The following is a 16,622-nucleotide window of genomic DNA, read 5'->3' as shown; positions in this document are numbered from 1 at the left end:
GGCTCTCGTGGCGAACGTCCGTCCACGTCGGCCGCTGAGAACGACTACTACTGGCGACCCGGAATGCCAATGCGCTCTGCGCCGCCGCGAGTGCGCTTCGACCCGATGTGGACCCACTCGCGTCGACGCATGGTCACGCCCTGGATGCAATTCAGCGAGGTACCCCGCGCAACAGCGTGGACGGACTTGTACGTCGATCATATGTGGCAAGGCGACGAGCTGATGGACGCTGTCGTTGCGCGATTCCGAGAAACAGGAGTCGCCGAAGGCAGGGCGATCTTGAACCAAGCTCTCGACCATGGCATCGGCACCGTCTCAAATGCACCCGCTGAGTTGGTGGCGTTGTTCAATCAGCTCGACAATCCGCCTGAATGGTATGACGCCAACCTGTGGGAGAAGGCCGCCGGTTATGGAACAATGCGTCGCTGTCGGGCAAGGTCGGGATGTTCATCGGAGACATCTTCGGAACATTTGTAGGTGACGAAGTCGCTTGGGCCACTGGACAAACCGGACGCTTCGTCAGTGCTTTCTACCGCCGCTGCGACGCCTGCTCGACCGATTACCGGGAGCCACCGCTCGTGCAGCTGGCCGCAAGAGCGACACGGCGTTGTGGGGATCACTACTGAAGGTAACCCGAATCTTAGCGTCTAGGAGGGGAATTCATGGCACCCCTTACGACCACCACGATCAAACCGCCAGTATCAAATTTGGATGCCCCATCCCGCACGCAATAGCCGACGGGGCCTTAAAAGGAACAGGAGATGTCAGAAGGTGGATGTAGACATTTCTCTCTCGCACGCTCGGTCAGACGAACCTCGGCAAGCGGACATCGGACCGGGCTCGCTCACTTGGCGGATCTTCGGACAGCGGCTCCTTTGCCTAATCGTCCCGTACACCGGGACGTTGCAAAACATGCACCCAGCCGTAGGACAGTCTCTGCAGGAAGTATCAAACTTCTTCGACGATCCGATAGATCGTATCGTTCGCTCCATACCGCCGATCATGGGTGTCGTCTACGACGACCCTGAGAAGCAAACCGGCCTGATGGTGCGGGACTTTCACCACGACATCAAAGGACACCTGCCGTCCGGCGAGCGTTATCACGCGCTAGATCCCGACACATATTGGTGGACGCACGCCACATTTATCGACACCGTGATCACCATCTCGAAGTACTTCGGCACCCCGCTTACGGAGGCGGAAAAAGACCAGCTCGTGCGGGAAGGTGTCACGTGGTGGAAGCGCTACGGATTGTCGATGCGACCAGTCATCGACAACTACCGAGACTTCCAGGCGTACTGGAATCGGATGCATGAGCAGGTGCTGGAATCAAACAAGACTACTGACTTCGCTACTGGCAAAGGCGGACGTAGCGCAATGCCGAAAACCCTTCCCGTGCGCGTTCCAGCCCCTCTGTGGAGGCTCGCCATCGAACCCGCAGTTAGACGGGTAGGTTCGTGGCTGATGTCGGCCATGATGTCCCAGCGCGCCCGCGACATCCTCGGGTTGAACTGGTCCACCACCGACGAATTGGCCTTTGAGGCACTGTGCTACTCCGTTCGCTTGATCTGGCCGCGCCTACCCCTGAAACTGCGTTACTTCCCCCGCGCATACGCGGCCATTCAAAAGCACGGCTTATGACGAAGCAAGGACGTGAGGCCTAAGAGCTGATCGAGGAACAGAAAGTCGGCTGACACTAAGACTCACAGGCGACGCTCCGCTGCCCCTGTCAAAACGGAACTATGACATCTCAAGCCTGACAACTCGGTGACACCCGAATCGGTGGGCTTTCACGGCGGAGCAATGATCAATACCTGTGGATGAGCCTTGGCGTGGGGCGGCGTGAAGGTGGGCGCACCTTCCCGAGGATGATCTGAAAGTCGAAGTGGTTCTGATCAAGACCGGCGTTGGCGCGCTGGTTGGGAAGGTACGCCCATGCTCAGCGTAGTTCACGATGGCCAGGAGACCGACGACAACGCTGGCGGTCGGTCCTTGTTGGATGAGATCGTTCGCGACGGCGCGCGGCAGATGCTGGCCGCGGCGTTGCAGGCCGAGGTCGCCGCCTACGTGGCCGCCTTCGCCGACCAACTCGATGAGGACGGCCGCCGACTGGTGGTGCGCAACGGCTACCACCAGCCCCGGAAGGTGCTGACCGCCGCCGGGGCGGTCGAGGTGAAAGCGCCGCGGGTCAACGACCGCCGCGTCGACCCCGACACGGGCGAGCGCAAGCGGTTCTCCTCGGCGATCCTGCCGGCCTGGGCGCGCAAGTCCCCGCAGATATGCGAGGTGCTGCCGCTGCTGTACCTGCACGGCCTGTCGACCAGCGATTTCGGGCCCGCACTGGAGCAGTTCCTCGGCTCCGGTGCTGGGTTGTCGGCCACCACCATCACCCGCCTGACCGCGCAATGGCAAGACGAAGCCCGCACCTTCGCCGCCCGGGACCTCTCGGGCACCGACTACGTCTACCTGTGGGTCGACGGCATCCACCTCAAGGTGCGTTTGGACCAGGAGAAACTATGCCTGCTGGTGATGCTCGGCGTGCGTGCTGATGGACGCAAGGAACTGGTCGCGATCACCGACGGCTACCGCGAGTCCACCGAGTCGTGGGCTGATCTGCTGCGCGACTGCAAACGCCGCGGGATGACCGCCCCGGTGCTGGCGGTCGGTGATGGCGCGCTCGGGTTCTGGAAAGCGGTCCGCGACGTGTTCCCAGCCACCAAAGAACAGCGCTGCTGGTTCCACAAGCAAGCCAATGTGCTGGCCGGGCTGCCGAAATCAGCGCACCCGGCCGCGCTGGCGGCCATGCGCGAGATCTACAACGCCGAAGACATCGACAAAGCCCAGGTCGCGGTCAAAGCGTTCGAGGTCGCCTTCGGCGCGAAGTACCCGAAAGTGGTTGCCAAGATCGTCGACGACATCGATGTGCTGTTGGAGTTCTACCACTATCCCGCCGAACATTGGATCCACCTGCGCACCACGAATCCGATCGAAAGTACCTTCGCCACAGTGCGTTTGCGCACGAAGGTCACCAAGGGTCCGGGATCACGCGCGGCTGGTTTGGCGATGGCCTACAAGCTGATCGACGCCGCGCAAGCACGCTGGCGGGCCGTCAACGCCCCACACCTGGTCGCCCTCGTGCGTGCCGGAGCGGTCTTCCACAAAGGCAAACTGCTCGAGCGACCCACCGATATCACCCCGCCGAGACCACCGTCAGATGGCGAACAGCACACCGGAACGGAGGTCGCCTGAAACACCCCGATCCACAGGTATTGACAATTCCTCGTCGGGAGGCGTGGGGTGACGTGGGCCTTCGGCCAGAGGCAGAGCTGTAGGTGCGTGCCTATCAGGTCGACAACGATCGGGTGCGAGTCTGGTTTGCTGTGACGACGCACACGATGTCTTGTTGGTCTCAAGGACGATGTCGTGGTCGAACGGCTCGTGATTCTAGGCGAACTCTCGAGACTGCAGGACCAATATCTTCATAGCGCTAGTCACCGCGATTCCAACCTAGTCAGAGTTTCGAAGCACAGCGACCAGGAAATCCGAGTCGTCGGCAAACGGTCTCACATCCCAAGTAGAGAGAAGAACATCGGGAGTGAATCCTGCCCTCGCCGTATCTTTGAGGAATTCGCTGAACGGATACCCGCGCCCGGCGCCGAACCCGATAACTGCCCGGCCGTCCTCGCGGAGATGGGTGCGAAGGCGTTCCAGAACCGAAATTCGTGTACTGGGAGCAAGGAATGCCATGACGTTGCCGGCCGACACGATGAGATCGAATGGTTCGTCGATACCGACCGCGGGGAGATCGAGTTCGGCGAGATCCTGGACGATCCATCGCGGACCCGGATGGTCCTCTTCGGCTGCCGCGATGAGCACGGGATCGACGTCGACGCCGACGACACGGTGACCCGCGCGATGCAGATAGCCACCAGTCCGTCCCGGGCCACAGCCAGCGTCGAGGATGTGCGACCCGCGCGCAGCCATAGCGTCGATGAGTCGAGCCTCGCCGTACACGTCGGTGCCCTCACGCTCGAGCTTGCGGAAGCGGTCGACGTACCAGTGGGAGTGCTGTGGGTCCTCGGAGACCTTCTGCATCCAGAGGCTTGGTTCGGTCATGCTGCCATAGTGGCAGATCGCCGCAAATGGACCGGAGAACCAGTGATTGGTCGCAGTAATCGGATTAGGTGCGCATAGCGGTTGCATGCGGGGTGACGAGTAAGACGTTCTAGAAGGGGATTTGCTTTATTGTCGCACGCAAGAAGTCCAATGCCTCACCACAGACACGCTCAGTCGGCGGTGGGTTCAGACCCATCCGGGTGATGGAAGTGATCACCAGAGCGTCTCCAGACTGGACGTACAGGGTGCAATCGCCAGGCATCGCGGACTCTATGAGTACGCGACGTCCGGCGACCGAGGCGTCTGGCAGCCACGTGGTTCCGGCGCGGTTGAGTTCCTTGTGGCCTGACAAGCCTGCTGAGGGTCGCACTAGGTCGCCTACGAATTGAGCGAGTGTGGACCGCGGATCGTTGGCGAATCGCCACTCGCACCCTCGGGCGGTCTGATGATCTGACGCTGCAACGTCGGTTATTGACTGTCGGTCTAACCCGAAATGATCGACCACATCAAGAGGGACTTGGGTGCAAGGCTCGTAGGTTGTCCCGTCGTTGTTCCCGTTCCATCGATTAGGAAACTCGGTATCCAAAGGAAGGCGGTTTCCAGCGTCATCTGTCTGCCGGATCACAGCTGTTTCTAATGAGGATCTGGTAGCTGATTGCTCAGCGTGTGGTTGTCCTAGCTCTGCGGCGCATCCACACGCCAGCGACACTATCGCAATTGCTATGCCTAACACGTACAGTCTGAATCTAGCCATCGAGTCTCTTCGTTGACTGAGCGTCTGCGCGTTCAAAGTCAGTGGCAGCTGCTCGACATTCACCAGCTAGATCGATCGAACGATTAGCGAACGAGCGTATATCCGCAGTTAGTGAGGAAATCGCTTGCCTCAGCCCGTTGTACACAGCTTGTCCTTCCACGCAATCACCGAGGAAGTTCGCCTTTCCGACCTGCTTAAGATCTACGAACGCCCTATCCAATTCCTCGGCCACCTCCGCAGCCACCGCCGCCCGCTTCTCCCACGCTGCCCGTTCAGACCTCACCAGCCACTGCTGGCCATGGGGACTGACCGGGATTTCTGGGGTAGGCCTGGGCAGCAAGGAGTCGTCCGAGAACGGAATCGTCACAGGTCCCCCTCACGCATTGCGCGCCCCGACGGCGCCCCCACCTTGACGGACAGACTAGCGCGATCACCCGAAATCACCAGCCCTGAGCCGTGGCTGTGCACCCCGACGCCGCCTATCCCCAGGACAGGAACGCGCAAACCGCAGGTGAGAGAGCCAGACATCAACCCCCAGTTGCAGTCGATCGTCGTCTCGCTCCGACACGGCGCCAGACGGGGGCGCAAATACACCCAGAACCCAGCGCATTGGCCCTGGTAACCCGCAAGTTCGCCGTCCTGTGGATACCTTCGCTGTCATCCACAAGATCCGCACTTATCATCACCCGAGGCCGTGGGGGAGTAGATGAGGGGGAACCGATGGCGCCGCGTGACGGGAACAGGTTCAAGATCGAGCGGACGGAGATCGAGGCGACCGCGTCGGCCTGGCAACACAGCGGTGGCACCGTCAAGGGCCTCGATTTTTCCGGAATGGCCGCGGCGAGCGGGAACGCCTCACGCGCGATCGACGCCGCGAAAGAGGCCGCCGAACCTGCCAAGAAGGCAACCGACTCCATCGGTACCCGGCTGATGGTCCTGAGCGATCACCTGCGGCAGTTCACGGCGACCACCGAGGACAACGACCGGGCGGCGGCCCGACTCTTCGAGCAGGTCAAGCCGCGCTGATGCCAACGCCTGGAGGGCCCCGGGGCGGCACCCCGCCGACGATCTCGGAACTCAAGAGCTGGAATCTGGCCTCGCTCGACAAGGCGGGGCTCGTCGCGCGCGACAACGCCACCACGCTCGACGGGGCGATCGATGGCTTCGTCCGCGCCATGGACGCGACCGACGACTGGGAAGGGCTCACCAAAGCGGCGGCACTCGACGCGGTGCGCAAGGAACAAGACCACGCGCAAGAAGTCCGAAACGTGCTGCACCAGTTCGCCGACGAGGCGGCCGACGCCGCCCAGGACCTCGAATTCGCCAAAGACCACGTCCTCGGGCTCGTCGAAGACGCGCTTCGTCTCGGTCTCTACGTGTCGGACACCGGAAAGATCACCGAGCCCGAGGACCCGGACAAGCGGGATGAAGCCGCAACCCTGGAATACCGGATCAAGGAGGGCCTGCGCACCGCCGGCGACCTCGACACCGACTATGGGACACGCCTGAAAGACCTGGCCGGCGACCTGGGTGCCATGATCAACGGCCAGCCCGACGTCACGCTTCCGAACGGCAGGAAGATCGACGCCGACGATCTCATAGCTGAGATGCGCGGGATGTCGCCCGAAGATCGGCGCGCAATGCTCGAACACATGTCGTCCGGCGACATCCGACGACTCGTGCAGGCCGATCCGGAGTTCATGGGCAACACCGACGGCGTTCCGTTTGTGGTGCGAGCCAACGCCAACGAGGTAAACATCCGCAACGCGATCGCCGACGAGATCCAGAAGGGCAACGACCAGCCCGGCAGAGACGGGCGACTGAAGAAGCTCCGGGAGTTGCTCCAGCAGGTCGACGACCCGTACGGACCCAAGGGCGAAACCTATGGTGACGGCGGCATGGGCTTCAAGTCCGGTGAGGACGGCAAGTCCGAGCGCATGATCATCGCGTTCCAGAACACCCCCAACGGCCGGATCATCGAGATGGTCGGCAAGATGCAGCCCGGCATCCGCAACGCGGCGGTCTACGTGCCGGGCACGGGCACCAACCTCGACGTCAGCGGCGACAACCTGAAAGCGGCTCAGCGGCTTGCGGAAATGACCGGAGGCCCGGTGTTCTTCTACATGGACGGCGACCTCCCACAGGACCTGGGTGACGAGGGCATCACCGACTCCGCGGGCAAGGCTCTGTCCGGGGCGCTCAAGAACGGTGCTGCACTCGGCCCGCTCGCTGCCGGACTCGGTCCGCTCGGCGCGCCACTCGCTCTCGGCGGCGCGGTTCTCGGGGCGGCCCCGGCTGTCGGCGATCACCTGGCCGGCACCGCCGCGGATCCGTCGTTCGCACGGGACATGGCCCCTCGGCTGGTGTCCTTCGGCCGCGAGCTCGACGCGGAACTCGACGCCGTCGCCCCGAGTGCGGAGACGACGTACATCGGTCACTCCTACGGCGGTTCAGTGGTGGGTAGCGCCGAGCAGCTCGGACTCAACGCGGACCGCGTCCTGTACGCGTCGTCCGCGGGTACCGGGGTTTTCGACGGCGGGTGGAACAACCCGAACCCCGACGTGGAGCGGTACTCGATGACCGCGCCCGGCGACATGATCCACTACATCCAGTCGCTGCCGATGAACCCGCACGGAAGCGACCCGGACAGCATGCCGGGGGTCACCCGGCTCGACACCGGATACTACGGACCCGACGATGACAGGGTGCGGAGGCTCGTCCAGGGGACGGATGGGCACGGCAACTACTGGAACGATCCAAAATCTGACGCGTTCCAGAACATGGTGAAGGTCATCACCGGAGACGAACCGATCCCGTATGAGAAACGAGTACCCGATCGCCCGACGGACGACGCCTGGAGCGGATTCCAATGGTCCATGCGCGCGACCCCGTTCGCTCCGTTCGTGGAACCCCTCGACGGCGACATCGACATGCCCGGACCCATCCCGGACATCCCGCTGAGGCTGCCGTGGCGATGAAACGACCTGTCGACGGGAAAGAACTTCTCGCGGCTTCACGCCGTGGAGTATGCGAACGAGGGATGCGCCACAGGAAAAGGCGGTCTCCGACGAGGAAGGCTCCAAATCAAGTGCACCACCTACCCTGGTTGCCATGATGACCAAGCGATCTCTCGTCCTCGTGATCGGTGCGCTCGCGCTCGTCGGCTCGTCGACCGCTTGCGAAGCTCTCGACACCAGCCCCGAACGGCCCTCGGTGGAGATGCCTCTCGACGCCGCGTGGCGCACCGTCAACCAGAATCTCCAGGTCATCTTCCCGGAATGGGATGCCGCGCAACCCTTTCCCGACGAGCCTCCGTCCGAGCCGGAGATTCTCCGCGGGTGCTCGACCGGCAGCAATTCCCTCGCCGACGGTCCGCCCTGGAGTGTTCGGAATCAGACGGACGTCGACTATCTCGGTGACCCCGCTGTTCGCGCACAGGTCGACCGTGGCTTCACCGCCCTCGAGGCGAGAGGATTCCAGCCGGTCGACTACGGCCCCAAGGACGCACCCCAGGAACGGAAGGTCGCCGACGACAACGGCTTCGTCGTCGTCCTGATGGTGTCGTGGCGCAACGAGGACGTCTGGACGATCAGCTCGTTCTCGCCGTGCATCACCTTCCCCGGCGACGAGAAGTACTCGAAGACAAGGTAGCCCGCTACCGCCGGCGACCCCGCTTCCGGTTCGCCAGGTGATACGAGTCGCGCGTCGCCTTCGACACGTACCCGGCGCCCTCCACCCGCGCCCGGGCACTCAGCTCCTCGATGCTGCGGAGTTCCTGCTCGATCGCCATGTACTCCTCCGGCGAAGCGAGCGTCGACGCCCGGCGGAGCTGCTCCGCCGACTCCCGCAGCAAGGCGTCCCCCGCGCCCACGTCGCCGGCCTCGAACGCCTTCGACGCCTCGAGTTTCGCCGCCTGGCCCTCCTGGTACAGCTTCTCGGACTCGACCTTCGGATTCGGCACTCGTCCCGAGGCCTGGTCGCCTGGGACAACGTTCACCGAGATGGGCAGCGACACACTGTGTTCCGTGAGCGTTGCCGTTTCCACATACCGCAGCTCGAGGGTGGCGATCTGGGCCAACCCCAGTGCAGCCAGCCCGTCGACCTTCATCCGCAGCAGCAACTTGCGCTCTTCCTCGGCGTAGAAGTCACCGAGCTCGATCATCACCTCGCCGTCACCGGTCTGGTGCGCGGGCAGATCGTTGTACAGGGACAGCGACGTCACCTGAGGAACGAACCGGACGACGAGCGTCGCGACCTGCGCCGACTTCGACAGCAACCCGTCGACCTCGCCGGCGATGGCCGCGCCGGCCGCGTCCGGGTTGTCGGCGAACACGTGATTGCCGTTGCCCGCCTTCGCCATAGCCGACAGCAACGTCTCGTCGTAGCCGCGTCCGTACCCGAGCGTCGACGTGGTGATGCCGTCGGAGGCGGCCTTCGCGGTGACGGCGGCGAACCGGTCGACGTCGGTGAGGCCCTGGTTGACATGGCCGTCGCTGATGACCAGCACGGTTCCGCCGCGGATCCCGGCGGTGGCGGCGGCCCGTCGAAGATCCTGCAGCCCACGCAGATAGCCCGACGACAGGTCGGTGCACCCACCCGCGTGGATCGACCGGATCGCAGCCAGCGCGGCCGCCTTGTTCGACAGGGGAGTGGCCGGTACGACGACCTGCGCGTCATCGTCGAAAGTGACCACACCGAGCACGTCGTTCGGGTCCAATTTCGCGACCACACCGGCAAGCGCCTTCTTCGCGCCCTCCAGGGGAGCGCCGTGCATCGAACCACTGCGGTCGAGGACGACCTGCAGGGCGGCGGGGGAGCGCTTGGACTCGGGGCCTGCGGGCGCCTGCAGCTCCAGCAGCACGGTCACCTCGTCGGCCGACTCGTGGGCCACCATCTCGACATCAAGAGCAGCGGAGAGTTTCATCGTCATTCCTTCCTCCGCCTCGACGCCTGAGCGAGACGGTGACTTTGCGCGATAGTGAGTTTAGTACTTTGCGCAGACATTCGCATAGTCTTTTCCCATGACCGACCGACCGAGGACGCTCGCCGACTATCCGCGGCCGAACGTGGCCGTCGACATCGCCGTGCTCACCGTCTCCGATGGCGCGCTGAACGTCGTGATCCAGCGCGACGCCAAGGGGCGGGCCGCGTTGCCAGGCCGGTTCGTCCGGGAACGGCATACCGTCGAGCAGACGGTGCGAGAGGTCCTCAAGCTCAAACTGGGGCTGTCGCCCGATCACGTCCGACCGCATCTGCTTGCGGTGTTCAGTGATCCAGATCGAGATCCCCGGGGGTGGACGATCTCGATCGCGCACGCGGTGGCCATGCCGAGCATCGAGCTGTCCGACGTTGTCGGCGAACTCGCCCCCGTGGCACCCGCCGGGCGGCTGGTGTCAGGGGAGGCGCTCCTGTACGACCACGCCGAGATCATTGCAGCCGCCACCGACAATCTGCGGGAGCGCTACGAGGACCAGCCCGATCCGGACAACCTTCTGCGGCCGCCGTACACGCTGTCGGAGCTGAGACAACTGCACGAGGCGGTCCTGGGTCGACGACTCATGCGTGACTCGTTCAACAGGAGGGTGCTGCCGCTCCTGGAACCGCAGTTCGACACCGACGGGAAGCCGGCGACCAAGGTCGGAGGGGGCCGGCCGGCGCGGTTGTACGTCAAGAACGCGCCGCCGTCGGCAACATTCGGGTGGAAGTTGCCGAGCCCGCGATCGGAGCAGGATCCCGGGTTCTAGAATCACCGGAACCCATGGGGGTTATGAGGGGGGTGCACGACACAGCGTGGAAGACATTCCGGTAGGTGTCACGCGGGCCGGCGATCGGCTCGCGCGGGGAGTCCGTCGTCGGTGATCACACGACCCCTCGCCTTCCTGATGGGCGTGCTCGCCATCCTCGCGTGCACCAGTGGCTGCCAGACCTCGTCGGACTCCGGAGAGAAGTAGCCCGCGGTGGAGATGCCGCTCGAGGTGGCGTGGCGGACGGTCAACGAGCATCTCCAGGTGATCTTCCCGGAATGGGATGTCGCGCAACCCTTTCCAGAGAATCCGTCGTGGCGCGTCGACGTGTTGTACGGGTGTTCGACCGGAAGCAACTCGCTCGTTGACGGCCCGCCGTGGAGTGTGCGCAACGAGAAAGACATCGACTACCTCGGTGACCCGACCCTGCGAGCGCAGGTCGACCGCGGTTTCGACGCCCTCGTCGAGCGTGGCTTCGAGCCGGTCGACATCGGACCCGGGAAGGCGCCCGAGGAACGCAGCGTCCGCAACGACGCGGGGTTCAGTGTGGTGCTGATGGTGTCGTGGCGCGGCAGCGACATGTGGACCGTCCGCTCCTCGTCGCCCTGCATAACTTTCCCCGGGGATGAGGAGTATTCGCAGAGCAGGTGATCGTTCGACCGTTATCGGTCTCAGGGGTGAATGCTGGTCACGGGTGGACGCCGCGCTTGTTCAGCCACACCTGGGGGTCGATCTTGTTGTCGTTCGCATCCCAGACCTCGTAATGCAGGTGAGGTCCGGTGGACTGGCCGCGGTTGCCGACGGTCGCGATCTGCTGACCGGCGGTCACGCGCTGACCGGCGTGGACGAAGCTCTGGTCGACGTGTCCGAAGACGCCGGTGGTGCCGTCGTCCTGCTTGACGCGGACCCACTGGCCGAAGCCGGACGCAGGGCCGGACTCGAGGACGACACCGTCGGTCACGGCATAGACAGGGGTGCCGATGCTGTTGGCGATGTCGACGCCGTTGTGGTTGGAGCCCCAGCGTGGGCCATAGCCCGACGTGACGGTGCCGCTGACGGGCTTCACGGCCTTGCGGACGCCCGGAGCACCGGGGGTGTCGAACACCGACGGGGGCAGGACGTCGCGAGCGAACTTGTCGAGCTCGGGAGGCAGGGTCACGCCGGCCGGCAACTTGACGTTCTCCGGCAGGGTGATCTGCGGGGCCGGCGGCTGAGGCGCGGGCTGGGCCGATGCCTGTGCCGCACTGCCGACCGTCAGGCCGGCGGCGCCTGCAAAGGCAGCGAGCGCGATTGCCCGCACCGCCTTTCGGGTGCTGGTCTGGGGCGAGTGATGAGCGTTCAGGAAATTCAAGGGCACAGCTTTTCTGTTTCGGTAACGATTAGATCTCGGATCGGACACGACCACGCTAACGGCGGCGACCTGAACGGAGCCTGAGAATCACGCGTCGAGACGCCGGTTTTCGCAGGTGAATCGTCATTGGCCCAGTTCACACGGCGTGCCCGGACTCACACCCCCGATTTCGAACCTGGGATGCGAGTGGTCTTCTGTGGATGATGTGACGGCGCTACGCCCTCCGACGGGTGCTGTCACCAGGAGTCCCGCGTTGTCGGCCGTCATCATTCACCGCCCGACCGCGAGAACCGGGGGCAGAGCCTGGAGCACGGCCCGTCGTCGACTCGATGAGTCGAGCCCGACAACCGTGCGATGGTCATCGCGGCAGGGGTGGCCCACGCTTCTCGCTGCATTCCTGCCGGTGAGCGCCTTGCGCTCGGGTGGGTGTCGCGTTGCTTGTCGCCGGTGCAGCGAATGACCCTGCTGGAAGACCTCATGTCCGCATGTGCGGCAGCGCGAGTCCGTGAAGCCGCCAACCTCGACGTGCTGCGCGCCGCCGACGAGGAACGCCGTACGGTGCCCCAAGCTCGGCGGGGACACGGACTCGCTGCCGAAGTCGGCTTGGCCGGCAAAGCGTCACCACAAAGGGTTGGCCGGTGTCTGGGTTTCGCGCGGGCGTCGGCCTACGAGATGCCGCACACCATGGCGGCCCCGCTCACCGACGCAACCCTGACCAGCGAAGGAGAGACCTTCGCCTTACAACTGCTCAGTAGCGCATAGGTGCAACGGTCCTCACGTGCCCGACTGACGCCGCCTTCCGATCCTGCGCATCGCTCCGATCAGTTCGAGGCCGACACTGGGCGCGAGATCTCCGGCACGGCTGATGATTCCTCGCCAGCGCGGCAGGACACGGAAGACCTGCCGGCTGTCCATGAGTTCCATGCCGGCGCGGACCACGGCTTCTTCGTCGAGCGGCTTGGGGCCGGCGAAGAGCATGGCTGCGCCCGGGTCGTTTGCGCGCGAGGTGACCATCTGGGTGTTGACGACGTCGGGGCACAACGCGCGGGCCCGAATGGGCAGTCCCGCATGCCGAAGGTCGCCTTCCAGTGACGTCGTGTAGGACAGCACCGCCGCCTTGGTGGCGGCGTACAGCGCCAGCCCGGGCACGGGTGTGAGCGCCGACAGTGACGCGATGTTGAGGATGACCCCGCCACCCGTGCTGCGCATCTGCGACACGGCGGCAGCCGAGCCCGCCATCACACCGCGCACGTTCACGTCGAGGATGGACGCGATCTGCTCGTCGGAATGCTCCCAGGCATCCCCGGCGAAGAGCACACCGGCGTTGTTCACCCATACGCTCAACCGGCCGAGGGCGGCCGCCTCTTCGGCGACCCGGCGATGGGACGCGATGTCCCGCACATCCTGCTCCATACCGACCACGTCACCGCCGATCTCGGCGGCCGCGCGTCGAGCGGCCTCGCCGTCGACGTCGGTGAGGATCACCCGATGCCCCTCCCGTGCGAGACGACGGGCGAAGGCCAGTCCGATACCTCGACCGGCGCCGGTGACAACTGCTGTGGTGGACATGCCCGGACTCTACTGCGCGGACCGCAGCGGCCACGATGCAGATCGCCCCGGCCCGGGAGTCCGGCCTCTACTGTGGGGACATGGACACCGGTGCCGCTCGCCGCCTCGAGGAACTCGCGAACATCGAAGCGATCAAGCAACTCAAGTACCGCTACTGGCGGGCCTGCGACGCGAAGGACGTCGAGGGGTTCCGCTGCTGCTTCATCCGGAAGGGTGCGCGCATCGACTACGGTCCGCTCGGCACGTTCGACGACGCCGCGCCGATGGTGAAGGTCTTCGAGCACGTCGCACTCCACAAGGTCGACGGCCAGTACGCGATCTTCGACATGCACCACGGCCACCACCCGTCCATCACGCTCACCTCGGACACCACGGCAACCGGCCGCTGGACACTCGAATTCCGGCAGATCAACCTGATCGACAGCAGCGAAACCGTGATGACGGGGGAATACGACGACGAGTACCTCGTCGAATCCGGCGAGTGGAAGATCAGCGCCAGCAGGCTCACCGTCCGCTGGACCCTGCGCCGCCCACTCGGCAGCGCCGAGCTCCGGCCCGGAACCTTCCGGGACAACTGACCACAGCGATCCCATGAGCGAACCCGAGCACACCGCCGACGGCCACCACATCGTGGTCAACGGCCGCAAGTGGCGCGCGACGGATCCGCTCATCCCCGATGCCCGCCGGTCAGAGCTGCAGTCGATCCTCATGGCCTGGCGTCGCGAGGTGAAGCGAACCGATGGGGCACCCGAGGCGCGCGCCGGCGTACAGGCGGCGAAGGTCGCACTGGGGGAGCGCGGAACCCCGTGGTGGGAGCAGACCGAGGACGAACGACGCCAACGGTGGGAGACCCCTGTCCCGCACCCCGACACCGGCTGAAGCTCACCGCGGCGCAATCGACTCCGCCGCGAAACACCCTGCGCGCTCGAAGGTCTCGCCGAGGTCGAGATCGGGGTCGATGCGCCAGTAGCGCATCGTCTGCATGTAGATCGCGCCCACCATCCGCGCGAGGAAGTCCACGGGATGATCGGTACGGACATCGCCCTGCGCCAACCCCGGCTCGATCAGTCGCCGCACCTCGACCGTGAACAGGTGGCTCAGTTCGCTCTGACTCTCCGACGCCGCGTAGATCCGCTCGATCTCGCCCGTCACCACACGCATGTACTCCGGCTGGTCGATCGACGACCGCGCGAAGTCCGTGAAGACCCCCACCACCCGTTCGTAGGTGCTTATCGGCTGGGCCAGCATCCGGTCCACCACCTGCGCGAACAGTCCCATCAGCTCCCCGTACAGTGCGGCGATCAGGTCATCCTTGCTCGGGAAGTAGTTGAAGAACGTCGCCCGGGACACCTCCGCGCGCTCGGCGATCTCCTCGACCGTCGCGTCGGCCCCGCGTGCTCCCAGCAACTCACGCGCCGCCGCGAGCAGTCGACGCCGCGTCTCGAGCTTGTTCTGTTGCCGGCGGCCGATGGGCGCGATCCCGCTCATGGGGACCAATTCTTGCATTCGGCTCCACATTTCTGGATGGTCGTCTAACTTTTCATCAGTCATGTGACGCACGACACGTTCGGCGTCACACGGCCCGAGGATGGTGAGTGCCATGCGAGTGGCGTGGTCCGGCGGGGCGGCCTGCATGCCGACACCGCGTTCGGTGTGACGTCCGGCGCGCAATGACCGGTGCGCGCCGGAAACTGAGTGCTGAACAGGTTGTGGCACAGCATGTTTCGCATTCGCGCGAATCGCAGGAAACCGCCCATTCCCGACACCGGCCGTGGTTACAGTCAGCTCGACACCGGCCGCGCCGGCTTTCGCATCTCCAATCGAAGGGATCGCAGTTGAAATCACCGACCACTCTCAAGCGCGCACTCCGCGCGACCATTGTCATGGGGTGTGCAGGCGTCCTCGCCCTCGGCGGACTGACTGCCTGCGCCGACGACAGTTCCGACAGTTCGAGCTCCGGCAGCACCAGCGCACTCCCGAGCAATGCCGCCACCGGCGACCCGGTCAAGCTCGGACTCATCGTCCCCGAAGGCGGCGCGGTCACGACCCCGATGGTGCGTGAGGGTGCGGAAGCCGCGGTCGACTACCTGAACAACAACGGCGGCGGCCTCAGCGGGCACAAGATCGACCTGGTCGTCTGCAAGCAGCAGGAGGAACCCGCCTCGGCGACCAAGTGCGCCAACCAGATGGTCGAGGAGAAGGTCGCCGTTGTCGTGTCGCCGATGGGCGCACAGGGTGCGGTGATGGTGCCGATCGTCACCGGGGCCGGAATCCCTTATGTCGCACAGGCGCCGGTGTCCCAGGCCGAGATGGCCACCCCCAAGGCGTTCATGTTGTCCGGCGGCATCGTCGCCGTCCTCGCGGGGCAGGCGGCCACCGCTGCGCAGGAAGGCCTCAAGAAGGTCACCGTCATCCTCGGCGACTCGGGCGACGCCGCGGCGTCGGTGAAGGCATTGGGTGAGCCGATGTTCCAGCGCGCCGGCGTCGCGCTCAATGTCGTGACCGTCCCGGTCAGCGCCGCCGACATGACGCCGCAGATCACCGCGGGCCTCGCCGACAACCCCGATGCCGTCGGCATCCTCGGTGACCAGCGCCAGTGCATCTCGATTCTCAAGACCCTCCAGACGGTCGCACCGGACGTGAAGAAGTTCCTGATCGCCAGCTGCCTCGACAAGGCCGTGGTCGAGGCCACCGGCACCGAGGCGGTCGACGGCGCCAAGGCGTTCACCACGGTCAACGTCGATTCCGACGATCCGAGCGTCGAGCTCTACCGCAGCATCATGGCGGAGTACGCGCCCGACACCGACCCGGCCGGCCTCGCCTACATCGGCTACCAGTCGGTCGCCGCACTCGGTGAGCTCGAGGGGCTCGACGGCCCGGTCGACGCCGCGGCGTTCACCAAGGCGCTGTCGGGGTCGAAGAACGTCCCGCTGCCCGCCGCACCGGGAATCACGTTCACCTGCAACGGAACCGCGTTCCCGCCGCTGACCTCGCTGTGCAGCAAGGCCGTTCTCGTCAGCGACGTCAACGCCGAGGGCAAGCTCGAGAACACCACCGCCGTCAACAACAACTGACACTTCGAGGAGAT

At 64.8% G+C, this 16,622-nt stretch carries 17 protein-coding genes and 1 pseudogene; 12 read left to right on the top strand and 6 right to left on the bottom strand.

What is annotated here, in order from left to right; genetic code table 11:
• Window positions 1–39: 39 nt before the first annotated feature.
• From ABFT43_RS14170 to ABFT43_RS14160, 3 genes and pseudogenes are all read left to right on the top strand, one after another.
• A pseudogene (locus ABFT43_RS14170) lies at window positions 40–539 on the top strand (oxygenase MpaB family protein); the annotation flags it as partial.
• Between the two features lie 232 nt (window positions 540–771).
• Window positions 772–1,641, top strand: a complete 870-nt coding sequence (locus tag ABFT43_RS14165) for an oxygenase MpaB family protein (protein ID WP_347960998.1) — start codon at window positions 772–774, stop codon at window positions 1,639–1,641.
• Window positions 1,642–1,935: 294 nt separating this feature from the next.
• Entirely contained in the window at window positions 1,936–3,249 is a 1,314-nt protein-coding gene (locus ABFT43_RS14160; RefSeq protein WP_347960997.1) for an IS256 family transposase, read from the top strand.
• Window positions 3,250–3,507: 258 nt separating this feature from the next.
• Here ABFT43_RS14160 and ABFT43_RS14155 read toward each other — a convergent pair whose 3' ends face one another.
• Both ABFT43_RS14155 and ABFT43_RS14150 read right to left on the bottom strand, forming a co-directional pair.
• Entirely contained in the window at window positions 3,508–4,116 is a 609-nt protein-coding gene (locus ABFT43_RS14155) for a class I SAM-dependent methyltransferase (RefSeq protein WP_347961016.1), read from the bottom strand.
• 109 nt (window positions 4,117–4,225) lie between these two features.
• On the bottom strand, window positions 4,226–4,870 hold the full coding sequence (locus ABFT43_RS14150; protein ID WP_347960996.1) for a DUF3558 family protein: 645 nt from the start codon (window positions 4,868–4,870) through the stop codon (window positions 4,226–4,228).
• A gap of 720 nt (window positions 4,871–5,590) precedes the next feature.
• On the opposite strand from ABFT43_RS14150, the gene ABFT43_RS14145 reads away from it, so the two are divergent.
• The 3 genes from ABFT43_RS14145 to ABFT43_RS14135 all read left to right on the top strand — a co-directional run bounded on the left by ABFT43_RS14145 (window position 5,591) and on the right by ABFT43_RS14135 (window position 8,521).
• The gene (locus ABFT43_RS14145; protein ID WP_347960995.1) at window positions 5,591–5,896 is read left to right on the top strand and encodes a hypothetical protein; all 306 of its coding nucleotides are present in this window, start codon (window positions 5,591–5,593) and stop codon (window positions 5,894–5,896) included.
• Window positions 5,896–7,848 (top strand): alpha/beta hydrolase, encoded by a 1,953-nt coding sequence (locus ABFT43_RS14140; RefSeq protein ID WP_347960994.1) that lies wholly within the window; start codon window positions 5,896–5,898, stop codon window positions 7,846–7,848. Before ABFT43_RS14145 ends, ABFT43_RS14140 begins: the two co-directional genes overlap by 1 nt.
• 133 nt (window positions 7,849–7,981) lie before the next feature.
• Window positions 7,982–8,521 carry a hypothetical protein gene (locus ABFT43_RS14135; RefSeq protein ID WP_347960993.1) on the top strand — a complete coding sequence of 180 codons (540 nt, stop codon included), beginning with the start codon at window positions 7,982–7,984 and terminating at the stop codon, window positions 8,519–8,521.
• A gap of 4 nt (window positions 8,522–8,525) precedes the next feature.
• On the opposite strand, the gene ABFT43_RS14130 is transcribed toward ABFT43_RS14135, so the two are convergent.
• Window positions 8,526–9,794: a vWA domain-containing protein gene (locus ABFT43_RS14130; RefSeq protein WP_347960992.1), complete on the bottom strand. Its 1,269-nt coding sequence runs from the start codon at window positions 9,792–9,794 to the stop codon at window positions 8,526–8,528.
• Window positions 9,795–9,891: 97 nt separating this feature from the next.
• Between ABFT43_RS14130 and ABFT43_RS14125 the strand changes: the two genes are divergently transcribed.
• The gene (locus tag ABFT43_RS14125) at window positions 9,892–10,614 is read left to right on the top strand and encodes an NUDIX hydrolase (RefSeq protein WP_347960991.1); all 723 of its coding nucleotides are present in this window, start codon (window positions 9,892–9,894) and stop codon (window positions 10,612–10,614) included.
• 213 nt (window positions 10,615–10,827) lie between these two features.
• On the top strand, window positions 10,828–11,265 hold the full coding sequence (locus ABFT43_RS14120) for a hypothetical protein (protein ID WP_347960990.1): 438 nt from the start codon (window positions 10,828–10,830) through the stop codon (window positions 11,263–11,265).
• A 37-nt stretch (window positions 11,266–11,302) separates the two neighbouring features.
• Here the strand turns inward: ABFT43_RS14120 and ABFT43_RS14115 are convergent, their stop codons facing one another.
• Window positions 11,303–11,965 (bottom strand): M23 family metallopeptidase, encoded by a 663-nt coding sequence (locus tag ABFT43_RS14115; RefSeq protein WP_347960989.1) that lies wholly within the window; start codon window positions 11,963–11,965, stop codon window positions 11,303–11,305.
• Window positions 11,966–12,421: 456 nt separating this feature from the next.
• Here ABFT43_RS14115 and ABFT43_RS14110 point away from each other — a divergent pair, with 456 nt between their 5' ends.
• Complete coding sequence (locus tag ABFT43_RS14110; RefSeq protein WP_347960988.1) at window positions 12,422–12,727, top strand: hypothetical protein; 306 nt, start codon at window positions 12,422–12,424, stop codon at window positions 12,725–12,727.
• A gap of 12 nt (window positions 12,728–12,739) precedes the next feature.
• Here the strand turns inward: ABFT43_RS14110 and ABFT43_RS14105 are convergent, their stop codons facing one another.
• Entirely contained in the window at window positions 12,740–13,534 is a 795-nt protein-coding gene (locus ABFT43_RS14105) for an SDR family NAD(P)-dependent oxidoreductase (RefSeq protein ID WP_347960987.1), read from the bottom strand.
• Window positions 13,535–13,614: 80 nt separating this feature from the next.
• On the opposite strand from ABFT43_RS14105, the gene ABFT43_RS14100 reads away from it, so the two are divergent.
• Window positions 13,615–14,112: a nuclear transport factor 2 family protein gene (locus tag ABFT43_RS14100; protein ID WP_347960986.1), complete on the top strand. Its 498-nt coding sequence runs from the start codon at window positions 13,615–13,617 to the stop codon at window positions 14,110–14,112.
• A 13-nt stretch (window positions 14,113–14,125) separates the two neighbouring features.
• Window positions 14,126–14,413 carry a hypothetical protein gene (locus ABFT43_RS14095; RefSeq protein ID WP_347960985.1) on the top strand — a complete coding sequence of 96 codons (288 nt, stop codon included), beginning with the start codon at window positions 14,126–14,128 and terminating at the stop codon, window positions 14,411–14,413.
• Window positions 14,414–14,416: 3 nt separating this feature from the next.
• On the opposite strand, the gene ABFT43_RS14090 is transcribed toward ABFT43_RS14095, so the two are convergent.
• Window positions 14,417–15,022 (bottom strand): TetR/AcrR family transcriptional regulator, encoded by a 606-nt coding sequence (locus tag ABFT43_RS14090; protein WP_347960984.1) that lies wholly within the window; start codon window positions 15,020–15,022, stop codon window positions 14,417–14,419.
• A gap of 347 nt (window positions 15,023–15,369) precedes the next feature.
• Between ABFT43_RS14090 and ABFT43_RS14085 the strand changes: the two genes are divergently transcribed.
• The gene (locus tag ABFT43_RS14085) at window positions 15,370–16,608 is read left to right on the top strand and encodes an ABC transporter substrate-binding protein (RefSeq protein WP_347960983.1); all 1,239 of its coding nucleotides are present in this window, start codon (window positions 15,370–15,372) and stop codon (window positions 16,606–16,608) included.
• Window positions 16,609–16,622: the final 14 nt, after the last annotated feature.

The sequence above is a fragment of the Gordonia aurantiaca genome (assembly GCF_039939235.1).
GTDB lineage: Bacteria > Actinomycetota > Actinomycetes > Mycobacteriales > Mycobacteriaceae > Gordonia.
This window is presented reverse-complemented; position numbering and strand designations above follow the sequence as displayed.

Excerpts from the sequence above, each read along its gene's own strand:
- ABFT43_RS14160 (WP_347960997.1), top strand. The coding sequence starts at position 1,936 with ATGCTCAGCGTAGTTCACGATGGCCAGGAGACCGACGACAACGCTGGC.
- ABFT43_RS14155 (WP_347961016.1), bottom strand. The coding sequence starts at position 4,116 with ATGACCGAACCAAGCCTCTGGATGCAGAAGGTCTCCGAGGACCCACAG.
- ABFT43_RS14150 (WP_347960996.1), bottom strand. The coding sequence starts at position 4,870 with ATGGCTAGATTCAGACTGTACGTGTTAGGCATAGCAATTGCGATAGTG.
- ABFT43_RS14145 (WP_347960995.1), top strand. The coding sequence starts at position 5,591 with ATGGCGCCGCGTGACGGGAACAGGTTCAAGATCGAGCGGACGGAGATC.
- ABFT43_RS14140 (WP_347960994.1), top strand. The coding sequence starts at position 5,896 with ATGCCAACGCCTGGAGGGCCCCGGGGCGGCACCCCGCCGACGATCTCG.
- ABFT43_RS14135 (WP_347960993.1), top strand. The coding sequence starts at position 7,982 with ATGATGACCAAGCGATCTCTCGTCCTCGTGATCGGTGCGCTCGCGCTC.
- ABFT43_RS14130 (WP_347960992.1), bottom strand. The coding sequence starts at position 9,794 with ATGAAACTCTCCGCTGCTCTTGATGTCGAGATGGTGGCCCACGAGTCG.
- ABFT43_RS14125 (WP_347960991.1), top strand. The coding sequence starts at position 9,892 with ATGACCGACCGACCGAGGACGCTCGCCGACTATCCGCGGCCGAACGTG.
- ABFT43_RS14110 (WP_347960988.1), top strand. The coding sequence starts at position 12,422 with ATGACCCTGCTGGAAGACCTCATGTCCGCATGTGCGGCAGCGCGAGTC.
- ABFT43_RS14105 (WP_347960987.1), bottom strand. The coding sequence starts at position 13,534 with ATGTCCACCACAGCAGTTGTCACCGGCGCCGGTCGAGGTATCGGACTG.
- ABFT43_RS14100 (WP_347960986.1), top strand. The coding sequence starts at position 13,615 with ATGGACACCGGTGCCGCTCGCCGCCTCGAGGAACTCGCGAACATCGAA.
- ABFT43_RS14095 (WP_347960985.1), top strand. The coding sequence starts at position 14,126 with ATGAGCGAACCCGAGCACACCGCCGACGGCCACCACATCGTGGTCAAC.
- ABFT43_RS14090 (WP_347960984.1), bottom strand. The coding sequence starts at position 15,022 with ATGAGCGGGATCGCGCCCATCGGCCGCCGGCAACAGAACAAGCTCGAG.